15 protein-coding genes are annotated in these 15960 nt (G+C 65.5%); 6 read left to right on the plus strand and 9 right to left on the minus strand.

Features of this window, described 5'->3' with window-relative positions:
* Nucleotides 1-37 precede the first annotated feature (37 nt).
* The 5 genes from J7E83_RS19430 to J7E83_RS19450 all read right to left on the minus strand — a co-directional run bounded on the left by J7E83_RS19430 (nucleotide 38) and on the right by J7E83_RS19450 (nucleotide 5740).
* Nucleotides 38-1474, minus strand: a complete 1437-nt coding sequence (locus J7E83_RS19430; protein ID WP_214965483.1) for a sulfate adenylyltransferase subunit 1 — start codon at nucleotides 1472-1474, stop codon at nucleotides 38-40.
* The gene (cysD, locus tag J7E83_RS19435) at nucleotides 1474-2421 is read right to left on the minus strand and encodes a sulfate adenylyltransferase subunit CysD (protein WP_214965485.1); all 948 of its coding nucleotides are present in this window, start codon (nucleotides 2419-2421) and stop codon (nucleotides 1474-1476) included. The genes J7E83_RS19430 and cysD overlap by 1 nt, the downstream gene beginning before the upstream one ends.
* Entirely contained in the window at nucleotides 2418-3170 is a 753-nt protein-coding gene (locus J7E83_RS19440; protein ID WP_311379806.1) for a phosphoadenylyl-sulfate reductase, read from the minus strand. The genes cysD and J7E83_RS19440 overlap by 4 nt, the downstream gene beginning before the upstream one ends.
* A complete protein-coding gene (locus J7E83_RS19445; protein WP_214965487.1) occupies nucleotides 3167-4903 on the minus strand; it encodes a nitrite/sulfite reductase in 1737 nt (578 codons plus the stop codon). The genes J7E83_RS19440 and J7E83_RS19445 overlap by 4 nt, the downstream gene beginning before the upstream one ends.
* A 75-nt stretch (nucleotides 4904-4978) precedes the next feature.
* Nucleotides 4979-5740 (minus strand): sirohydrochlorin chelatase, encoded by a 762-nt coding sequence (locus J7E83_RS19450; protein ID WP_214965489.1) that lies wholly within the window; start codon nucleotides 5738-5740, stop codon nucleotides 4979-4981.
* Between the two features lie 61 nt (nucleotides 5741-5801).
* On the opposite strand from J7E83_RS19450, the gene J7E83_RS19455 reads away from it, so the two are divergent.
* Together J7E83_RS19455 and J7E83_RS19460 are read left to right on the plus strand one after the other, a co-directional pair.
* A complete protein-coding gene (locus J7E83_RS19455) occupies nucleotides 5802-6473 on the plus strand; it encodes a trimeric intracellular cation channel family protein (protein ID WP_214965491.1) in 672 nt (223 codons plus the stop codon).
* 13 nt (nucleotides 6474-6486) lie between these two features.
* On the plus strand, nucleotides 6487-6912 hold the full coding sequence (locus J7E83_RS19460; protein ID WP_214965493.1) for a hypothetical protein: 426 nt from the start codon (nucleotides 6487-6489) through the stop codon (nucleotides 6910-6912).
* Between the two features lie 126 nt (nucleotides 6913-7038).
* Here the strand turns inward: J7E83_RS19460 and J7E83_RS19465 are convergent, their stop codons facing one another.
* The 4 genes from J7E83_RS19465 to J7E83_RS19480 form a co-directional block, all read right to left on the minus strand.
* Entirely contained in the window at nucleotides 7039-7860 is an 822-nt protein-coding gene (locus tag J7E83_RS19465) for a DUF559 domain-containing protein (RefSeq protein WP_214965495.1), read from the minus strand.
* A 385-nt stretch (nucleotides 7861-8245) separates the two neighbouring features.
* Nucleotides 8246-9346 (minus strand): polyprenyl synthetase family protein, encoded by a 1101-nt coding sequence (locus tag J7E83_RS19470; RefSeq protein WP_214965497.1) that lies wholly within the window; start codon nucleotides 9344-9346, stop codon nucleotides 8246-8248.
* Nucleotides 9343-10671 (minus strand): geranylgeranyl reductase family protein, encoded by a 1329-nt coding sequence (locus J7E83_RS19475; RefSeq protein ID WP_214965499.1) that lies wholly within the window; start codon nucleotides 10669-10671, stop codon nucleotides 9343-9345. The genes J7E83_RS19470 and J7E83_RS19475 overlap by 4 nt, the downstream gene beginning before the upstream one ends.
* A 4-nt stretch (nucleotides 10672-10675) precedes the next feature.
* A complete protein-coding gene (locus J7E83_RS19480) occupies nucleotides 10676-11452 on the minus strand; it encodes a demethylmenaquinone methyltransferase (RefSeq protein ID WP_311379807.1) in 777 nt (258 codons plus the stop codon).
* Nucleotides 11453-11549: 97 nt separating this feature from the next.
* Between J7E83_RS19480 and J7E83_RS19485 the strand changes: the two genes are divergently transcribed.
* The 4 genes from J7E83_RS19485 (at nucleotide 11550) to J7E83_RS19500 (ending at nucleotide 15909) form a co-directional block, all read left to right on the plus strand.
* A complete protein-coding gene (locus J7E83_RS19485; RefSeq protein ID WP_214965505.1) occupies nucleotides 11550-12971 on the plus strand; it encodes an isochorismate synthase MenF in 1422 nt (473 codons plus the stop codon).
* A gap of 204 nt (nucleotides 12972-13175) precedes the next feature.
* Complete coding sequence (locus J7E83_RS19490) at nucleotides 13176-14132, plus strand: ABC transporter substrate-binding protein (RefSeq protein WP_214965506.1); 957 nt, start codon at nucleotides 13176-13178, stop codon at nucleotides 14130-14132.
* 35 nt (nucleotides 14133-14167) lie between these two features.
* Nucleotides 14168-15136, plus strand: coding sequence for an amino acid ABC transporter permease (locus tag J7E83_RS19495; protein ID WP_214965507.1), 969 nt, complete (start codon nucleotides 14168-14170; stop codon nucleotides 15134-15136).
* Nucleotides 15133-15909: an amino acid ABC transporter ATP-binding protein gene (locus tag J7E83_RS19500; RefSeq protein ID WP_285289378.1), complete on the plus strand. Its 777-nt coding sequence runs from the start codon at nucleotides 15133-15135 to the stop codon at nucleotides 15907-15909. Before J7E83_RS19495 ends, J7E83_RS19500 begins: the two co-directional genes overlap by 4 nt.
* The last annotated feature ends 51 nt before the right edge of the window (nucleotides 15910-15960 follow it).

The following is a 15960-nucleotide window of genomic DNA, read 5'->3' on the forward strand; positions in this document are numbered from 1 at the left end:
CGGCGACCTCACGCGTTTCCGGCGGACTCAGGACGAATCAGATGCTGTAGCGCTCGTCCTCGTGGTCGCCGGGGTGGTCCTTGACCAGGCCGGCAGCGAGCGTGTTGCCGTCAAGCGGGTCGATCACCAGGAACGCGCCAGTGCGGCGGTGGTGCAGGTAGTTTTCCAGCGGCAGCGGGGCTGCGAGCCGGAGCTGCGCGTGGCCGATGTCGTTCAGTTCGAGGCTTGACGCGGGCTCCAGTTTGAACGAGGCCAGGTCCAGCTTGCCGCTGACGTTGCGCACCAGCGCCTGCACCGTGCGGGTGCCGTGCTTGACCAGCACCTTGGCACCTTCGCGCAGCGGCTTGGGCGAGAGCCAGCACAGGGCCGCGTACACGTCGGCAGAGCTTTCGCGGACGGTGCCGGCAGCGGCGATGGTGTCGCCGCGGGCGACGTCGAACTCGTCGGCCAGCCGGATCGCCACGGACTGCGGCGCGGAGGCCTCCTCAAGCGAGGATCCGGCGAAGTCGATACCCTTCACTGTGGTGGTGCGGGGAGCCTGGCCCGGCGTCAGCACGGACACGGAGTCCCCCACATTGACGGAGCCCTCCGTGATCTGGCCGGCGTAGGCCCGGTAGTCGCGATAGGCCTCAACATCCAGACCGCCGGCAACGGCGTCGGGGGCCAGGGCACCCTGCGGCCGGATGACCAGCTGCACGGGGAAGCGGAAGCTCTCCAGCTGGGTGTCGATCTCGTCCGCGGCGGGCAGGGTCTCGAGGACCTCCAGCAGCGCGGGACCGTCGTACCAGGGGGTGCGGGCGGAGCGCTCCACCACGTTGTCGCCGTCGAGCGCGGACACCGGGATGACCAGCAGGTCGTCGATGTGGTCGGCGGTCCCCAGCTCGGCGGAACCGATGCCCAGCTCGCGGGCAACCTGCTGCACGTCGGCTTGGATTTCACGGAACACGGACTCGCTGAAGTCCACCAGGTCGATCTTGTTCACGGCTACGATCACGTGCGCCACCCTGAGCAGCTGCAGCACGGACAGGTGCCGGCGGGTCTGCTCCAGGACACCTTTGCGGGCGTCAATGAGTACGACGACGGCGTCCGCAGTGGACGCGCCGGTCACCGTGTTCTTGGTGTACTGCACGTGCCCGGGGCAGTCGGCCAGGATGAAGCTGCGCTGGTCCGTGGCAAAGTAGCGGTAGGCCACGTCGATGGTGATGCCCTGCTCACGCTCGGCACGCAGGCCGTCGGTCAGGAGTGCCAGGTCAATAGCCTGGGTGCCGGTGGCGCCAGCGCCGCCGAAGCCGCGGTCCGCAGAGGTGCGGGCAACGGCGTCGAGCTGGTCTGCGAGGATCGCCTTGGAATCGTGAAGGAGGCGGCCCACCAGGGTGGACTTCCCGTCGTCGACCGATCCCGCGGTGGCAAAGCGGAAGAGGGTGGTGGGCAGAGCTGTCTCCAGCTCCGACAGAGGCAAAGTTTCTGTGCTCATTAGAAGTAGCCATCTTTCTTGCGGTCTTCCATGGCTGCCTCGGAGATGCGGTCATCTGCACGGGTGGCGCCACGTTCGGTGATGGTGGAGGCGGCAACTTCGATCACAACGTCGCTCACGGTGGCTGCGGCCGATTCAACGGCACCAGTGCAGGACATGTCCCCCACGGTGCGGTACCGGACCGTCTTGATGATGACTTCCTCGTGGGGAAGCGGCTGCGAGACCTCGCCCACCGCCCGCCACATGCCGTCGCGGGCAAACACCTCGCGGTCGTGAGCGTAGTACAGGCCCGGCAGCTCGATGTTCTCGCGCTCGATGTAGCGCCAGATGTCCAGCTCCGTCCAGTTGCTGATGGGGAACGCGCGCACGTGCTGGCCCACAGTGTGGCGGCCGTTGTACAGGTTCCACAGCTCGGGACGCTGGTTCCGCGGATCCCACTGGCCGAACTCGTCACGCAGGCTCAGGATGCGCTCCTTGGCGCGGGCCTTGTCCTCGTCACGACGTCCGCCGCCAAACACGGCGTCGAACTTGTTCTGCTGGATGGCGTCCAGCAGCGGGACGGTCTGCAGCGGGTTGCGGGTGCCGTCGGCACGCTCGGCCAGCTCGCCACGGTCGATGAATTCCTGGACGCTTCCGACGACGAGCTTCAGTCCCAGCCGCTCCACGGTCCGGTCGCGGAAGTCGATGACCTCCGGGAAGTTGTGGCCCGTGTCCACGTGCAGCACCGGGAACGGGACCTTGCCGGGCCAGAACGCCTTGGTGGCCAGATGCAGCATCACCACGGAGTCCTTGCCGCCGGAGAACAACAGCGCAGGCTTCTCGAACTCGGCAACAACTTCGCGGATGATGTGGATCGCCTCGGACTCGAGGGTGTCCAGGCTGGAGAGGCGCGTGGAAATGGCAGCGTCAGTCACCTGGGTGGGCTCCTCGGTTAGGAAAGTGCTCATACGTGTAGTCCGCATTCTGTCTTGTCGGTGCCTGCCCAGCGGCCGGCGCGGGGGTCGTCGCCCGGCGCCACCTTCCGGGTGCAGGGCTGGCAGCCAATGGAGGGGTAACCCTGGGAAAGCAGCGGGTTGACGGGCAGGAGGTTGTCGTCGGAGTACTCCACCAGCTGGTCGAAGGTCCACGCGGCCACGGGGTTGACCTTGACCAGCCCGTTGACCTCATCCCACGTCACCAGAGGCGTGTTGGTGCGGGTGGGCGCCTCGTCGCGGCGGACCCCGGTGAACCAGAGTTCGTAGCCGGCCAGGGTGCGGCGCAGCGGGGCCACCTTGCGGAGCGCGCAGCACTGGGCGGCGTCGCGGGCAAAGAGGTCCTTGCCCAGGAGCCTGTCCTGCTGTTCCACGGTGTTCTCCGGGAGCACGTCCACGACGTTGACGCGGAGGTTCGCGGCTACCTCATCACGCGTGGCGTAGGTTTCCGGGAAGTGATAGCCGGTCTCCAGGAAAAGGACGTCGACGCCGGGCATCTGGTCCGCGACCAGCGCGGGCAGGACGGAGTCGGCCATGGAGCAGGCCACCGCGACGGCGGGCAGCTCGAAGTTCCGCTCTACCCAGGCGATGACGTCGCGGGCCGGGGCGTCCCAGCCGAGCTCGGCAGCGCCGGACTCGGCGAGGGCCTTGAGTTCGTCTTTGCTGCGCAGGGCAGGCGGGGCTGCTTCAAGCACCGGGTCGACGCCGGCTGCGTGCTTACTCACTGGAGTGCCTCCTCATCTGCTGCGTGGGCCCACTCGGCGAAGGTCTGGCCTTCGGCGCGCTGGGCAACGAACGTACGGACCACGCGTTCCACGTAGTCGGGCAGGTCCTCGACGTAGACCTTGAGGCCGCGGACGGTGCGTCCCAGGCCTGCTTCCTCCCGGTCGTTGGAAGCCAGCCCGCCGCCCAGGTGGACCTGGAAACCCGGGGTGGGGTCGCCGTCGGGGGTTGGCAGCATCATGCCCTTGAGGCCGATGTCCGCGGTCTGGATGCGGGCACAGGAGTTGGGGCAGCCGTTGATATGCAGTGACAGGGCGTGCGGCAGCTCGCCGGACGCGGTGAGGTCGGCCAGGCGGCGTTCCAGCTCAGCCACGGCCGTAGCCGCAGTGACCTTGGTTTCCACGATGGCCAGCTTGCAGTATTCGATGCCGGTGCAGGCGATGGTGCCGCGGCGGAACACGGAGGGGCGTGCGGACAGGCCCAGGGCGTCAAGCTCGGCAACCAGCGGCTCAACGTGGTCCTTAGGAACATCCAGGACCACCAGCTTCTGGTGCGGGGTGGTGCGCAGGCGGTAGGAGCCGCGGGCTTCGAGGGTGTCAGCAAGCTTCACGAGCTGCGCGCCGGAGAGACGGCCGGCCAGCGGGGTGGCGCCGATGAAGAACTTGCCGTCCTTCTGCTCGTGCACGCCGATGTGGTCGCCCGGGCTGGTGGGCTTTGGCGCGGCCGGACCGTCGGCCAGCTTGTAGCCCAGGTACTCGTCCTCCAGGATCTGGCGGAACTTCTCCGGACCCCAGTCGGCCATCAGGAACTTCAAACGGGCCTTGGTGCGCATGCGCCGGTAGCCGTAGTCGCGGAAGATGCTGGTGACGCCAAGCCACACTTCGGCGGCCTCTTCCGGCTTCACGAAGGCACCGAGGCGCTTGCCCAGCATCGGGTTCGTGGAGAGGGCGCCGCCGGCCCACAGGTCATACCCGACGCCGAGTTCGGGGTGGCGCACGCCTACCAGGGCGAAGTCGTTGATCTCGTGCACCACGTCCTGGCTGGGGTGGCCGGTGATGGCGGTCTTGTACTTGCGCGGCAGGTTGGACAGCAGCGGGTTGCCAATGAAGCGCTCGCCCAGCTCCGCGATCAGCGGCGTGGGGTCGATGATCTCGTCCTTGGCGATGCCGGCCACGGGGGAACCCAGGATGACGCGCGGAACGTCGCCGCACGCTTCCGTGGTGGACAGGCCGATGCCCTCAAGGCGGCGCCAGATCTCGGGAATATCCTCCACGCGGATCCAGTGCAGCTGGATGTTCTGGCGGTCGGTGAGGTCCGCGGAATCCCGGGCGAAATCAACGGAGATCTGGCCGATGACGCGCAGCTGCTCGGTGGTGAGCGCGCCGCCGTCGATCCTTACCCGGAGCATGAAGTACTTATCCTCAAGCTCGTGCGGCTCGAGTGTTGCGGTCTTGCCGCCGTCGATCCCGGGCTTGCGCTGGGTGTAGAGGCCCCACCAGCGGAATCGGCCGTGCAGGTCCTGGCCCGGAATGGAGTCAAAGCCCTCTTTGGAGTAGATGGACTCGATACGCTCGCGCACGTTAAGGCCGTCGTCTTCCTGTTTCCAGGTCTCATTGGCGTTCAGCGGCGCGGTGCCGTCCACTTTCCACTGGCCATGCGGCTTCGCAGCGGGGCGGGCGGGGCGCTTGGTGGCAGCGGGGTCCGCGGACGCTCCGGCTAGAGCTGTATCAGTCATAGATCGACTGTAGGGCCCAGCCGAATTGCGCCACAAAGACCCCGGAAACGCTAAGTCACCTAGGGAAATATTTCGTCATGAATCGCCGGACGGCCTTGCGTAATCCGAATTAAGCGCGATCACGGCGTCGTACCGTTCCAGGGCGATCTCGGCCAGCACAGGGGAAGGCAGCAGCGGCTCGGTCACGATATCGGCGCCCGCTTTCGCGAGCTGGTCGTGGAAGTATCCGTGCGCCAAGAGGTAGGACGCAATGACCACCCTGCCGCCGAGGTCAACGGCTCCGGCGGACTCCCCCGCCCCGGCACCGCCTTCGGCTTCCTCACGGAGCATGGCGACGGCGTCGGGCACTGAGGGCTTGGCGGAGGCACCGTAGGCCGCCACGATCCGGTTGGGCCGCAGTTCCCTGAGCTGCCCGGCCAGCTCCTCCACGCTAAGGGCGGCGTTGGGGTTGGAGGACCCTGCTGCGGCGAGGATGACGGCGTCGCGATGGGTGACGCCGGCCTCCAGCAGTCGCTGGTCCAGCAGGGCAGCCAGCCGCTGATCCGGGCCAAGCGGCGCGGCGGCAAGGCTGCCGGGCCGGCTCTTCACGGCCCGCGCAATGTCCACCTTGACGTGGTAGCCCACACTCAGCAGCAACGGCACCACGACGGCGGATTCGTCCGGCGGCAGCGACGCCACAACGTCAACGAGGTCCGGCTGCTGGACGTCCACGTAGGCCTCCCGCACCTCCAGTCCAGGCCGCAGTGCTGCGATGGCGTCGCGCAGGGCGTTGACCTCCGCGGCGCCTTGCACACTGGATGTCCCGTGGGCACAGGCAATCATGATGGGGCTGTTCATAGGGGCTAGCGTAACGTTGGAGCCGCCCTGTCCGCCCCTCTGTGATTAGCCGGGACGCTCCATGACTTTCCCTTTTGACATCGCCCTGGTGTGGCTCGACCTGGCCGGCGTCTTCTTCTTCGCGGTGTCCGGCTCCCTCCTGGCGGCCCGGAAACAGTTCGACATCGTGGGCTCGCTGCTCCTGGCTTCTCTGGTTTCGTTGGGCGGCGGGGTCATTCGCGACATCATCCTGGGTACTGCCCCTCCCGCCGCGTTCACCAATCCCGCCTACCTGGTTCCGCCGGTGCTGGCCACGGTCCTGGTCTACTTTCTGTTCTCCAGCGTCCAGCGCTTCACCTCGCTCCTGGTCCTGTTCGACGCCGGCGGGCTGGCCCTCTTCTGCATCACCGGCACCCTGAAGGCATTGGCCATGGGGGTGAACCCTGTTGCCGCCGCACTGCTGGGTGTTACGACGGCGGTGGGCGGGGGTCTGCTGCGTGACATCACGGCCAACGAGGTGCCCCGGCTGTTCGACCCCGCCGACATCTACGTGCTGCCCGCCTTCACGGGGGCTGCGCTGACCACGGTCCTCTGGCTTTCGGGTGCCTTCAATGCTGTGACTGCGTGCGCAGTTGCCGCTGTGGTGTTCACCTTCCGCGTCCTTGCCTGGCGCCGGTCCTGGTACGTTCCGCTCGCCGTGCGTGGCTGGCACCGGCTGGGGGTTGACGCGTCCGAATACAGGGACCGGGATTAGCTAGGATATGAGCATGACTGACATGTTCCTCGAGAAATTCCGCGCGCTTGTTCCGAAGTATCTCGAAGACGAATGGCAGGAAGAAGACGGGCTGCCCACCGATGAGCTTGATTCAGCCCTCGCCGAACACCAGTTCCAGGTGCCCATGGTCCTGCGCGAGTTTTACCTGGCACTCGGCGGCTGCGAGGACCTCATGGAGGCCTACCACTACTTCTGGGATCCCGAAGAGCTCGAAGTTGACGACGAGGGTTTCCTGATGTTCCTCGAGGACGAGGAAGAACAATTCACCTGGGGCTTCCGCGTGGGCGACCTCAGCGTCCCAGACCCCATCGTGTACCGCCGCAACAACGCCCGCGCGCAGTGGAAATCTGAAGAGGGTACATTCTCCGAGTTCGTCTTCGACATGTTCGAGTGGGCGTTCAACGACGAGGAAGACTAGGCTCCCTGGGCTGGTTTCGTGGGCTGCGGACCCCCGCTGAATCTCCCCGGCTTTGCAGGCGCTCGACGGCGTGTCCGGCAGTTTTGAGGGTGTGGCCCCGCTTCCTCGGCTCAAAGCTGGGGAATCTCAGCGCACAACCCTGCCCCGTAAGACCTGCCACACCTCATCCACGACCTTCTGTGGCTTGTAGACCACGTCCGCGTAGCCATATCTGAGCACGGCATAACCATCCAAGGTGCTGGCGTTGTTGCGCAGCCGGTCCTTCTTGACCTGTCTAGGCTCAAGGTGGGTGGCGCCGTCGAGCTCAACGATCAGGAAGCCTTCCAGCAGGAAGTCCACGATGCCGATACCAGGCAGGTCCACCTGCGTCTGCGTAAAGATCCCTTCGCTGCGGAATATGAGCCTGGCCACCACCTCGATTGGCGATTCGGCCGTACCGTCGACCAGGTCCAGGACCCTGCGGGCCGCCCCGTTACGGTTTCCTGGCAGGTGGCCACGGAGGTAGCCGAGGGTGGTGCGTCCCTGCACCAGGGCACTCTCCACCAGAATGGCAGCCTCCACCTCGGGCAGGCAACGCAACCCGTGCAGCAGCACGTCGGTGAGTCCTGCCACGGGCCATGGCGCGTGGGGCGGCACGACGGACTCGCGATGCACTGCTACTCCCTTGGCAGCACCGTGGCGGCACAGCAGGTGGAGGGTCCGGGGCTCGTGCAGCCGCCACAGCCGATGATGGGTGGTCGCTGAGGCACAGGTCAGCAGGCCGTTGGCGAGGACAGCCGCCACCATGTCCGGGGCGGCACAGGGAAGGGCCACTACCCCGTGCCGGAGCCGTCGGATTTCGCCGGCGCCCACTGCATTTCTGATGTTCCGGTCCGTGAAGCCGGCTCTTAGAAGCGTCGATGTTCGGGCCACGAACCCGGCGTATTTCAGGTAGGCGGTGAGGTCCATGGCCCCAGCACAGCCGAACAAGCCTCCGGCGGGCAGGGGCAGGAGCGGCTATGTGGACAAGGCGGCCGCTGGAATCCCCCGGGTTTCGGCGCGCAGCCCTGCGTGTCGGCGGGACGCGCCTGGCAAATGAGGGATCACCGAGCAAAGGTGGGGAAGCTCAGCCGGAGAACCTGTGACACGTGCTGTAACAAGAGACTTGCATTCTGTGACAAAGCTGTCATAGACTATTCACGGATCCGCTAAACGCCTCCGGCGGGTCTGATGCGAACGGAGAAATAGCTCCGGTTCGATGCAGCGTATGATTCGTATCGTTGCAGCGGACCGGGGCTATTGCGTTAAGTTCGGACCGCCCCGAGTCGTCGCCTGAAGCACAGAAGAACCAAAACTAGCTCGCTCGGTCCACCACAGCCAGGGCGAAGTTGGACAGCGACGTCTTCACCACACCCTCCGGCAGCGGCTTCAGCGCCGCAATGGCCTCGGCAGCCCAGGCGCGGGCCACCACCCATGACTCAGCGGTAACTGAGTGATCGCGCAGCCCCGCAACAGCGTCAGCCAGAGCAGAGTCAGAGGACAGGTCCCCATCGATCAGTTTCAAAAGTTCGACGGCGGACTGGTCACCCTCCGCGGCAGCCTTACGCAGGAGCAGCACCGGCAGGGTGGGCACCCCTTCGCGCAGATCAGTCCCCGGGGACTTGCCGGACTTGACCTTGACGCCCGTGACATCAATGACGTCGTCGGCGAGCTGGAAGGCCACGCCCACCTTTTCGCCGTACTCCACCAGCAGGTCCTCGTAGGCAGGGTCAGCGCCGGAGAAGATGGCACCCAGCTGGCCGGAAGCAGCCACGAGGGAGCCGGTCTTGTCGGCAATGACGGACAGGTAGTGCTCTACCGGGTCCTCATCCGGGCGGGGTCCCACGGTCTCATGGAGCTGGCCCAGGCACAGCCGTTCAAAGGTGCGGGCCTGGATCCCCAGCGCACGCGAGCCCAGCTCTGACACCAGGATGGACGCGCGGGCAAAGATGAGGTCGCCGGTGAGGACAGCCACCGAGTTTCCCCATACCTCGTGGGCCGTGGGGGCGCCGCGGCGGAAGGGAGCGGAGTCCATCACGTCGTCGTGGTAAAGCGTGGCCAGGTGCGTCAGTTCCACCACCACGGCGGCCTGGACCACGGCGGGAAGGGACGCATCGCCAAGGTGCGCGCATAGCAATGTCAGGAGGGGACGGATCCGCTTGCCGCCGGCCTCCACCAGGTGGCGCGACGTCGCATCAGCGAGCGGGTCGGAGTTGGCGATGGCTTCACGCAGCTGCTTTTCCACCCGCGCCAGGTTGTTAGTGATGGCGGGGCCCAGCTCGGCGTCCTCCGCGATCGCCGCAAAACCTGCGGGCAGCTGAAGGCCCGTGGCAATGGCGGTGGTATTGAGGCTGGGTTCGGAGTCCGGCAGGCCGTGCCCGGCGTGCGTCCAGCTGTGGTCTGCGGAGTTGGTCACTGGTTAACCCTAACTTTTTGTTGCGGATACCGCAGACTCGAGGCCGATGAGGTGTTGGACGTGGCCGGGACCAGCGATTCCAGGACACGGATGGCCCGGTCCTCGAAGCCCTTTGCTGAGGGGTCGGTGAGGTTGGCCAGCAGCCGCACCACAAACCGCATCAGGACAGGCATGGGCATCCCGGTCCGCAGGGCGAGCTTCATGACCGCCGGTTTTCCGATCAGCGCGGCAAATGCCCGGCCCAGCGTGAAGTGCGATCCCCACTGGTCCCGAACATAATTGGTGTACCCCGCGAGGTGCGCGTCGGCGTCGGCCGTTCCGCCTGAAGAAACCGAGGAAGACGCATCGATGATGAACTCGGCCGCAAACCGAGCCGATTCCATGGCGTAGGAGATTCCCTCGCCATTGAACGGGGAAACCATGCCGCCGGCGTCGCCCAGCAGCAGGAGGCCCGGGGTGTAGTGCGGCGTGCGGTTGAAGCCCATGGGCAGCGCGGCGCCGCGGATCTCCCCCACCTGGTTTTCCGGGGTAAAGCCCCATTCGGCGGGCATGCCCGCGGTCCATTCGCGCAGGACCTGCTTGTAGTCCAGCTTGCCGAATTCCTTGGAGGAGTTCAGGATGCCCAGGCCGACGTTGGAGGTGCCGTCACCGACGCCGAACACCCAGCCGTAGCCCGGGAGCAGTTTTCCGTCCCGGCCGGGAAGTTCCAGCCAGCCTTCCATCCAATCGTCGTCGTGCCGGGGCGATGTGAAGTATGTGCGCACGGCGACGCCGAGGGGGCGGTCGTCGCGTTTCCTGATTCCCACCGAGACTGCGGTGCGGGTTGAGTTTCCGTCGGCGGCGAGTACGACGTCGGCAGGAAAGTCGCGCGTCTCCCCTGTCTTCCGTCCGGACTCGTCCAGGAGCGCTGCGCGGACACCGGTCACGCGGCCGTCTTCCGACTGCAGCGCTTCGGTGACGCTGTGGCGTTCCAGCACGGTTGCGCCTGCAGCCTGGGCGTGGCGGGCGAGTTCCTCGTCGAAGCCAAGGCGGGTGCGGATGAGGCCGTACTGCGGAAAGTCCGATACCTCAGGCCAGGGCAGTTCAATGGTTCGGTCACCTGCGATCAGGCGCAGGCCCTTGTTCTTGCGCCAGCCATCCTCTTCGCGGTGCGGCAAGCCGAGCTTCTGGATCTCGCGGACAGCGCGGGGGGTGAGTCCGTCGCCGCAGACCTTCTCGCGCGGAAAGCTGGTCTTTTCCAGCACAGTTACGTTAATACCGGCCTTGGCAAGGTAATACGCGGCGGTGGACCCGGCGGGCCCCGCGCCGACGATCAGGACATTCACCGGGTCAGCGCATGATGTTGCGGCGGAGCCTTGCCACGGGGCCCTTGTTCGCGGCGATGGCGGCAGCGGCGTTGTCAGGGCTTGAATCCGCCGGCTTGAAGGCACGGTGGACGGCTACGATGCCGCCGCTGAGGTTGCGGTAGGTGACCTTTTCCCAGCCAGCCTCCTGCAGCCAGGCCGCCAGGTGGTCCTGGTTCGGCCAGGCGCGGATGGATTCGGCCAGGTAGACGTAGGCGTCCGGGTTGGAGGATACCTTCACGGCGATGGCAGGCAGAGCCCGCATGAGGTACTCGGTGTACAGATTGCGCCAGAGCGGCACCACGGGCTGGGAGAACTCGGCGATGACCAGCTTGCCTCCCGGCTTGGTGACTCGGAGCATCTCGGCCAGTGCCTTCTTGGGCTCGTTGACGTTGCGCAGGCCGAAGGAGATGGTGGTGGCATCGAAAGCGTTGTCTGCGAAGGGCAGGTTTGTGGCGTCACCGGCTATGAAGTCGATGTCGGGGCGGCGGCGCTTGCCCACCTTGAGCATCCCGAGGGAGAAATCACAGGCGATCACATCTATGCCTTCGTCGGCATATGGCTCGCTTGACGTGCCGGTTCCAGCGGCGAGGTCCAGCACCCGCTGGCCCCGCCTGACTTCCATGGCTTCCACCACAACCTTGCGCCAGCGGCGGGTCTGCCCCATGGAGAGGACATCGTTGACGACGTCGTATTTAGGGGCGACGTCGTCAAACATCGTGGCTACTTCGTCCGGACGCTTATCCAAGGATGCTCGGTTCACCCAGCCATTGTCTCAAATGTTCAGGAGCCGCACGAACCACCGGCGGTTCTGCCGGGTCGCCGGGCCATACCGCGCGCGGGAGTAGTGTTGTCTCATCATGACGAGCACGTTCCGCACCGGCCTTATAAAGACCCTTACAGTCCCCCTCGATGGCAAAGCATCTCCCGGCGGGCTGCCGCAGTTTCTGGTCCGGGACGATGTCCTCTGCTGGACCCGTCGCGAAGCAGGGCTGGTGGGTTTCGGTGAGATTGCGCGATTCACGGCCACCGGTTCTGAGCGTTTCCTCGAGGCCGATATCTGGTGGCGTCACCTGGTCCTCGAAGCCGACATCGCCGATTCCGTGAAGCTCCCCGGCACCGGCCCCGTAGCGTTTGGCTCGTTCGCCTTCTCGAAGAAATCGGCCCACGAGTCACGGCTGATCGTGCCGGAGATTGTGGTGGGCTTCCGTGACGGCCGCGCCTGGCTCACGCAATTAACTTTGGGCGACGGCGAGCTCACCGAGGCAGGCGCCCTCGCCGCGCTGGACCACTGGCTGCGCGGCGGCAGCTCTGGTGACTTGTCGACATTTGGGGACACGCCGACGTCGGCAGCCAGCTTCCCGGGGGACGGCGCCTCTCCTGCCGTGCCAGCGAAGGCGGGCGCCGCCGTCGTGCGCCCTTTGCCTTTGGCTGCCGGAGCCACGCTGCATACTGGCTCACTGAGCGAGGAAGACTGGATGTCGGCCGTGTCTGCCGGAGTGGCGGAAATCCGGACCGGCGCCCTCGAAAAACTGGTGCTGGCGCGGGACATCGTGGCCACGGTGCCGTCTGGAGTCAACGCGGCGCAGGTGCTGCGCGAGCTGTCTGCACGCTACCGCGAATGCTGGACTTACGGGGTGGATGGCCTGGTGGGCGCGACGCCGGAGATGCTGATCCAGGTGGAGGGCCGAACCGCACAGGCGCGTGTACTGGCAGGGACCCTGGACCGCCGAGATGCGCACGGCGAGGCCGGCCTTCCCATGGACTACGCCGAGCGGGTGCTGGCCGGTTCAGAGAAGCAGCGGCATGAGCACGAGATCGCCATCCAGTCCTTGACGTCCCAGCTGGCGCCGTTCTCCGAGGCCATGAACGCGCACGACGAACCGTTTATTTTGGAGCTGCCGAACGTGTGGCATCTTGCTTCGGACGTGAAGGCTGAGCTCGCCGAGGTGGAGGGCCATGTGCCCACGTGCCTGGCCCTGATCAACGCCCTGCACCCCACGGCCGCGGTCTGCGGGACGCCCACGCTGGTGGCCGGTGCCCTGATCCGCAAGCTCGAGCACCTGGACCGCGGGCCTTATGCAGGTCCGGTCGGCTGGCTGGACGCGGCGGGCAACGGCGAGTGGGGAATTGCGCTGCGGGGTGCCGTGATCGAGTCGCCGGACACCGTGCGGTTATATGCCGGTTGCGGCATTGTGGACGGCTCGCAGCCCGAAGCAGAGCTGGCGGAGACATGGGCAAAGTTCCGGCCGATGCTGGAGTCGCTGGGGATCAGCAGCTAGTCCGGGATGCAAGGCGCCCATGTTGCCGTCAAAGGTGTCAGGCGTCCGGGATTACAGACACGGGGCGAGAAAACCCCTTGCGCTTCCACCCATAATAGTTATCCAATAGGAAAACTTAGTTACCTGTGACGCACATCTCGTGTTCAGCGATACACTATTACCCGCTTTAGGTATGCATTCCGCCCGCAACAAAAGGTAAAAAACATGCAGATTTCCCGTTCGCTTCTGGGCAACACCAAGCTCAAGGCAGCCACGGTTCTCGCCATCGGCGCTCTGGCACTCTCCGCCTGCACGAACGCGTCGGAGAACCCCGCCCCCGGGGGCGCCGCACCCGCTTCCGGCAGCGCGAAGGCCAGCTTCGACCCGTCAACCGTCCAGAAGGACGACGCCCTGGCGGCCATGGTGCCGGCGGCCATCAAGTCCAAGGGAACGCTGACCGTGGGGTCGGACACCAGCTACGCCCCCGCTGAATTCCTCGGCCCCGACGGCCAGACGCCGGTGGGCTACGACGTCGACATCGCCAAGGCGATCGGCGCCACCCTCGGACTGAAGGTCCAGGTGCAGACTGCTGAGTTCACTGGCATTCTCCCCGCCCTCGGCCCCAAGTACGACCTGGGCATCTCCTCCTTCACGATCAACCAGGAGCGGCTCGGCGCAGTCAACATGGTCAGCTACTTCAACGCCGGCACCGCGTGGGCCGTCCAGAAGGGCAACCCGAAGAAGTTCTCCGTCGATGACGTCTGCGGCAAGAATGTCGGCGTCCAGACCGGCACTGTCCAGGAGGATCCCGACCTCGCGGACCGCAACAAGAAGTGCGCTGCCGACGGCAAGCAGCCCATCAACATCGTCACGCTGAAAAACCAGACGGACGTCACCACCCGCCTCGTCAACGGCAGCATCGACGCCATGGCAGCAGACTCCCCCATCATCGGCTATGCCCTGACCCAGACCAGCGGCCAGCTGGAAAGGCTCGGCGACGTGTACGACTCCGCGCCCCAGGGAATCGCAGTGGCCAAGTCCGATACCGCCCTCACGGATCTCATCCAGAAGACCGTCAGCAAGCTCATCGCCGATGGCTCCTACAAGAAGATCCTCGAGGGCTGGGGCAACGCTGACGGCGCCATCACCAAGTCCGAAATCAACCCGGCGGCCAGCTCTTGAGTCTTCCAACAACCGAGCACAAATCAGGTGCACCCATGGACCACCAGGAGAACCAGGCAGCGCCGGTACTGAACAAAGCGGTGCCAGTTCGCCATCCCGGCCGCTGGATCAGCGCCATCATCATTGTCGGGGTGCTGGTTCTGTTCCTGCAGAGCCTGGTGACCAACACCAACTACCGCTGGGACGTCGTGGGAACGTACATCCTGGACACCAAGGTGGTCCAGGGTGTCGGTTGGACCCTGCTGCTGACCGTCGCCTCCATGGTGCTGGCCATCGTCCTGGCAGTCCTTCTCGCTGTCATGCGGCAGTCCGACAATCCGGTTCTCCGCTACACGAGCTGGCTTTGGGTCTGGTTCTTCCGTGGCACTCCGGTATACACGCAGTTGCTCTTCTGGGGACTCGTGACCGTCCTCTATCCCGCAATCACCATCGGTATCCCGTTCGGGCCTGAACTGTTCACCTACGTGCTCTCAGACCCCAGCAAAGGGCTGATCCCGGCCATCCTTGGTCTGGGCCTGAATGAGTCCGCTTACCTGGCTGAGATCTTCCGGGCAGGCCTGAAGTCCGTCGACAAGGGCCAGACCGAGGCAGCCGAGGCGCTGGGCATGTCCAAGGGCAAGATCATGTGGCGGATCATCTTGCCGCAGGCCATGCGGATCATCGTTCCCCCTACCGGAAACGAGACCGTCGGCATGCTCAAAACCACCTCCCTGGTATTGGCTGTTCCCTTCACACTTGATCTGACCTTCGCTACCAACGCCCTGGCGAACCGGATTTACCTCCCCATCCCGCTCCTGATTGTGGCCGCCTTCTGGTACCTGCTGGTCACCAGTATTCTCATGGTCGGGCAGCACTACCTCGAGGCGTACTACGGCAAGGGCGTGGACAACCTGGCCCCGGCGACGATTAACCCTGCTGCCGCCAAGGCGTCAGCAGCGGTGGCGCCCAGCGCCGACGCCGAGCCGGCCCTGCGGATGGACGTCCCCGAGGAGGACCCGAAATGACCATCACCACAGAAAACCCTTTGGTAAAGATCGAGGGCCTGCACAAGTTCTATGGACCTCACCATGTGCTGCGCGGCATCGACCTCACCGTCAACCAGGGCGAGGTGTCCGTGGTCATCGGCCCGTCCGGTTCCGGCAAGTCCACCATGCTGCGCTGCGTGAACCTGCTGGAGACCATTAGCGCGGGCCGCATCTCCGTCGGCGGCCACCTGATCGGCTACCGCGAGGTGGACGGCAGGCTCCACGACCTCAAGACCAAGGAAATCGCCGCCCAACGCCGCGAGATCGGCATGGTGTTCCAGCGGTTCAACCTGTTCCCCCACAAGACGGCGCTATACAACGTCATGGAAGCGCCGGTCCAGGTCAAAGGTCAGCCTCGGGCTGCTGCCCGGAAGCGGGCCATGGAGTTGCTGGACCGGGTGGGTCTGGCGGACCGCGCTGGCCACTATCCGTCGCAGCTTTCCGGCGGCCAGCAGCAACGCGTGGCGATTGCCCGCGCCCTGGCCATGGAGCCTGAGCTCATGCTCTTCGATGAGCCCACGTCGGCCTTGGACCCGGAACTGGTGGGCGACGTCCTCAACGTCATGAAGGACCTCGCCAAGTCCGGCATGACGATGATTGTGGTGACCCACGAGATCGGTTTTGCCCGGGAAGTCGGCGACCGGCTGACCTTCATGGACGGCGGCGTCGTTGTCGAATCGGGTGATCCGCGAGAGGTGCTGTCCAACCCGCAGCACGCCCGCACCAAGGAGTTCCTGAGCCGGGTACTCTAATCCCGGTTTCCTACCGATAGAAGGGCGGCCGCCTGCGTGGTTTCACGCGGC

The organism is Arthrobacter sp. ISL-48 (assembly GCF_018613805.1).
Taxonomy (GTDB): domain Bacteria; phylum Actinomycetota; class Actinomycetes; order Actinomycetales; family Micrococcaceae; genus Arthrobacter.

What these genes read in the sequence shown, in the direction of transcription:
- J7E83_RS19445 (WP_214965487.1), bottom strand. Translation starts at nt 4,903, where the DNA reads ATGACTGATACAGCTCTAGCCGGAGCGTCCGCGGACCCCGCTGCCACC.
- J7E83_RS19450 (WP_214965489.1), bottom strand. Translation starts at nt 5,740, where the DNA reads ATGAACAGCCCCATCATGATTGCCTGTGCCCACGGGACATCCAGTGTG.
- J7E83_RS19465 (WP_214965495.1), bottom strand. Translation starts at nt 7,860, where the DNA reads ATGGACCTCACCGCCTACCTGAAATACGCCGGGTTCGTGGCCCGAACA.
- J7E83_RS19460 (WP_214965493.1), top strand. Translation starts at nt 6,487, where the DNA reads ATGACTGACATGTTCCTCGAGAAATTCCGCGCGCTTGTTCCGAAGTAT.
- J7E83_RS19500 (WP_285289378.1), top strand. Translation starts at nt 15,133, where the DNA reads ATGACCATCACCACAGAAAACCCTTTGGTAAAGATCGAGGGCCTGCAC.
- J7E83_RS19430 (WP_214965483.1), bottom strand. Translation starts at nt 1,474, where the DNA reads ATGAGCACAGAAACTTTGCCTCTGTCGGAGCTGGAGACAGCTCTGCCC.
- J7E83_RS19485 (WP_214965505.1), top strand. Translation starts at nt 11,550, where the DNA reads ATGACGAGCACGTTCCGCACCGGCCTTATAAAGACCCTTACAGTCCCC.
- cysD (WP_214965485.1), bottom strand. Translation starts at nt 2,421, where the DNA reads ATGAGCACTTTCCTAACCGAGGAGCCCACCCAGGTGACTGACGCTGCC.
- J7E83_RS19490 (WP_214965506.1), top strand. Translation starts at nt 13,176, where the DNA reads ATGCAGATTTCCCGTTCGCTTCTGGGCAACACCAAGCTCAAGGCAGCC.
- J7E83_RS19455 (WP_214965491.1), top strand. Translation starts at nt 5,802, where the DNA reads ATGACTTTCCCTTTTGACATCGCCCTGGTGTGGCTCGACCTGGCCGGC.
- J7E83_RS19495 (WP_214965507.1), top strand. Translation starts at nt 14,168, where the DNA reads ATGGACCACCAGGAGAACCAGGCAGCGCCGGTACTGAACAAAGCGGTG.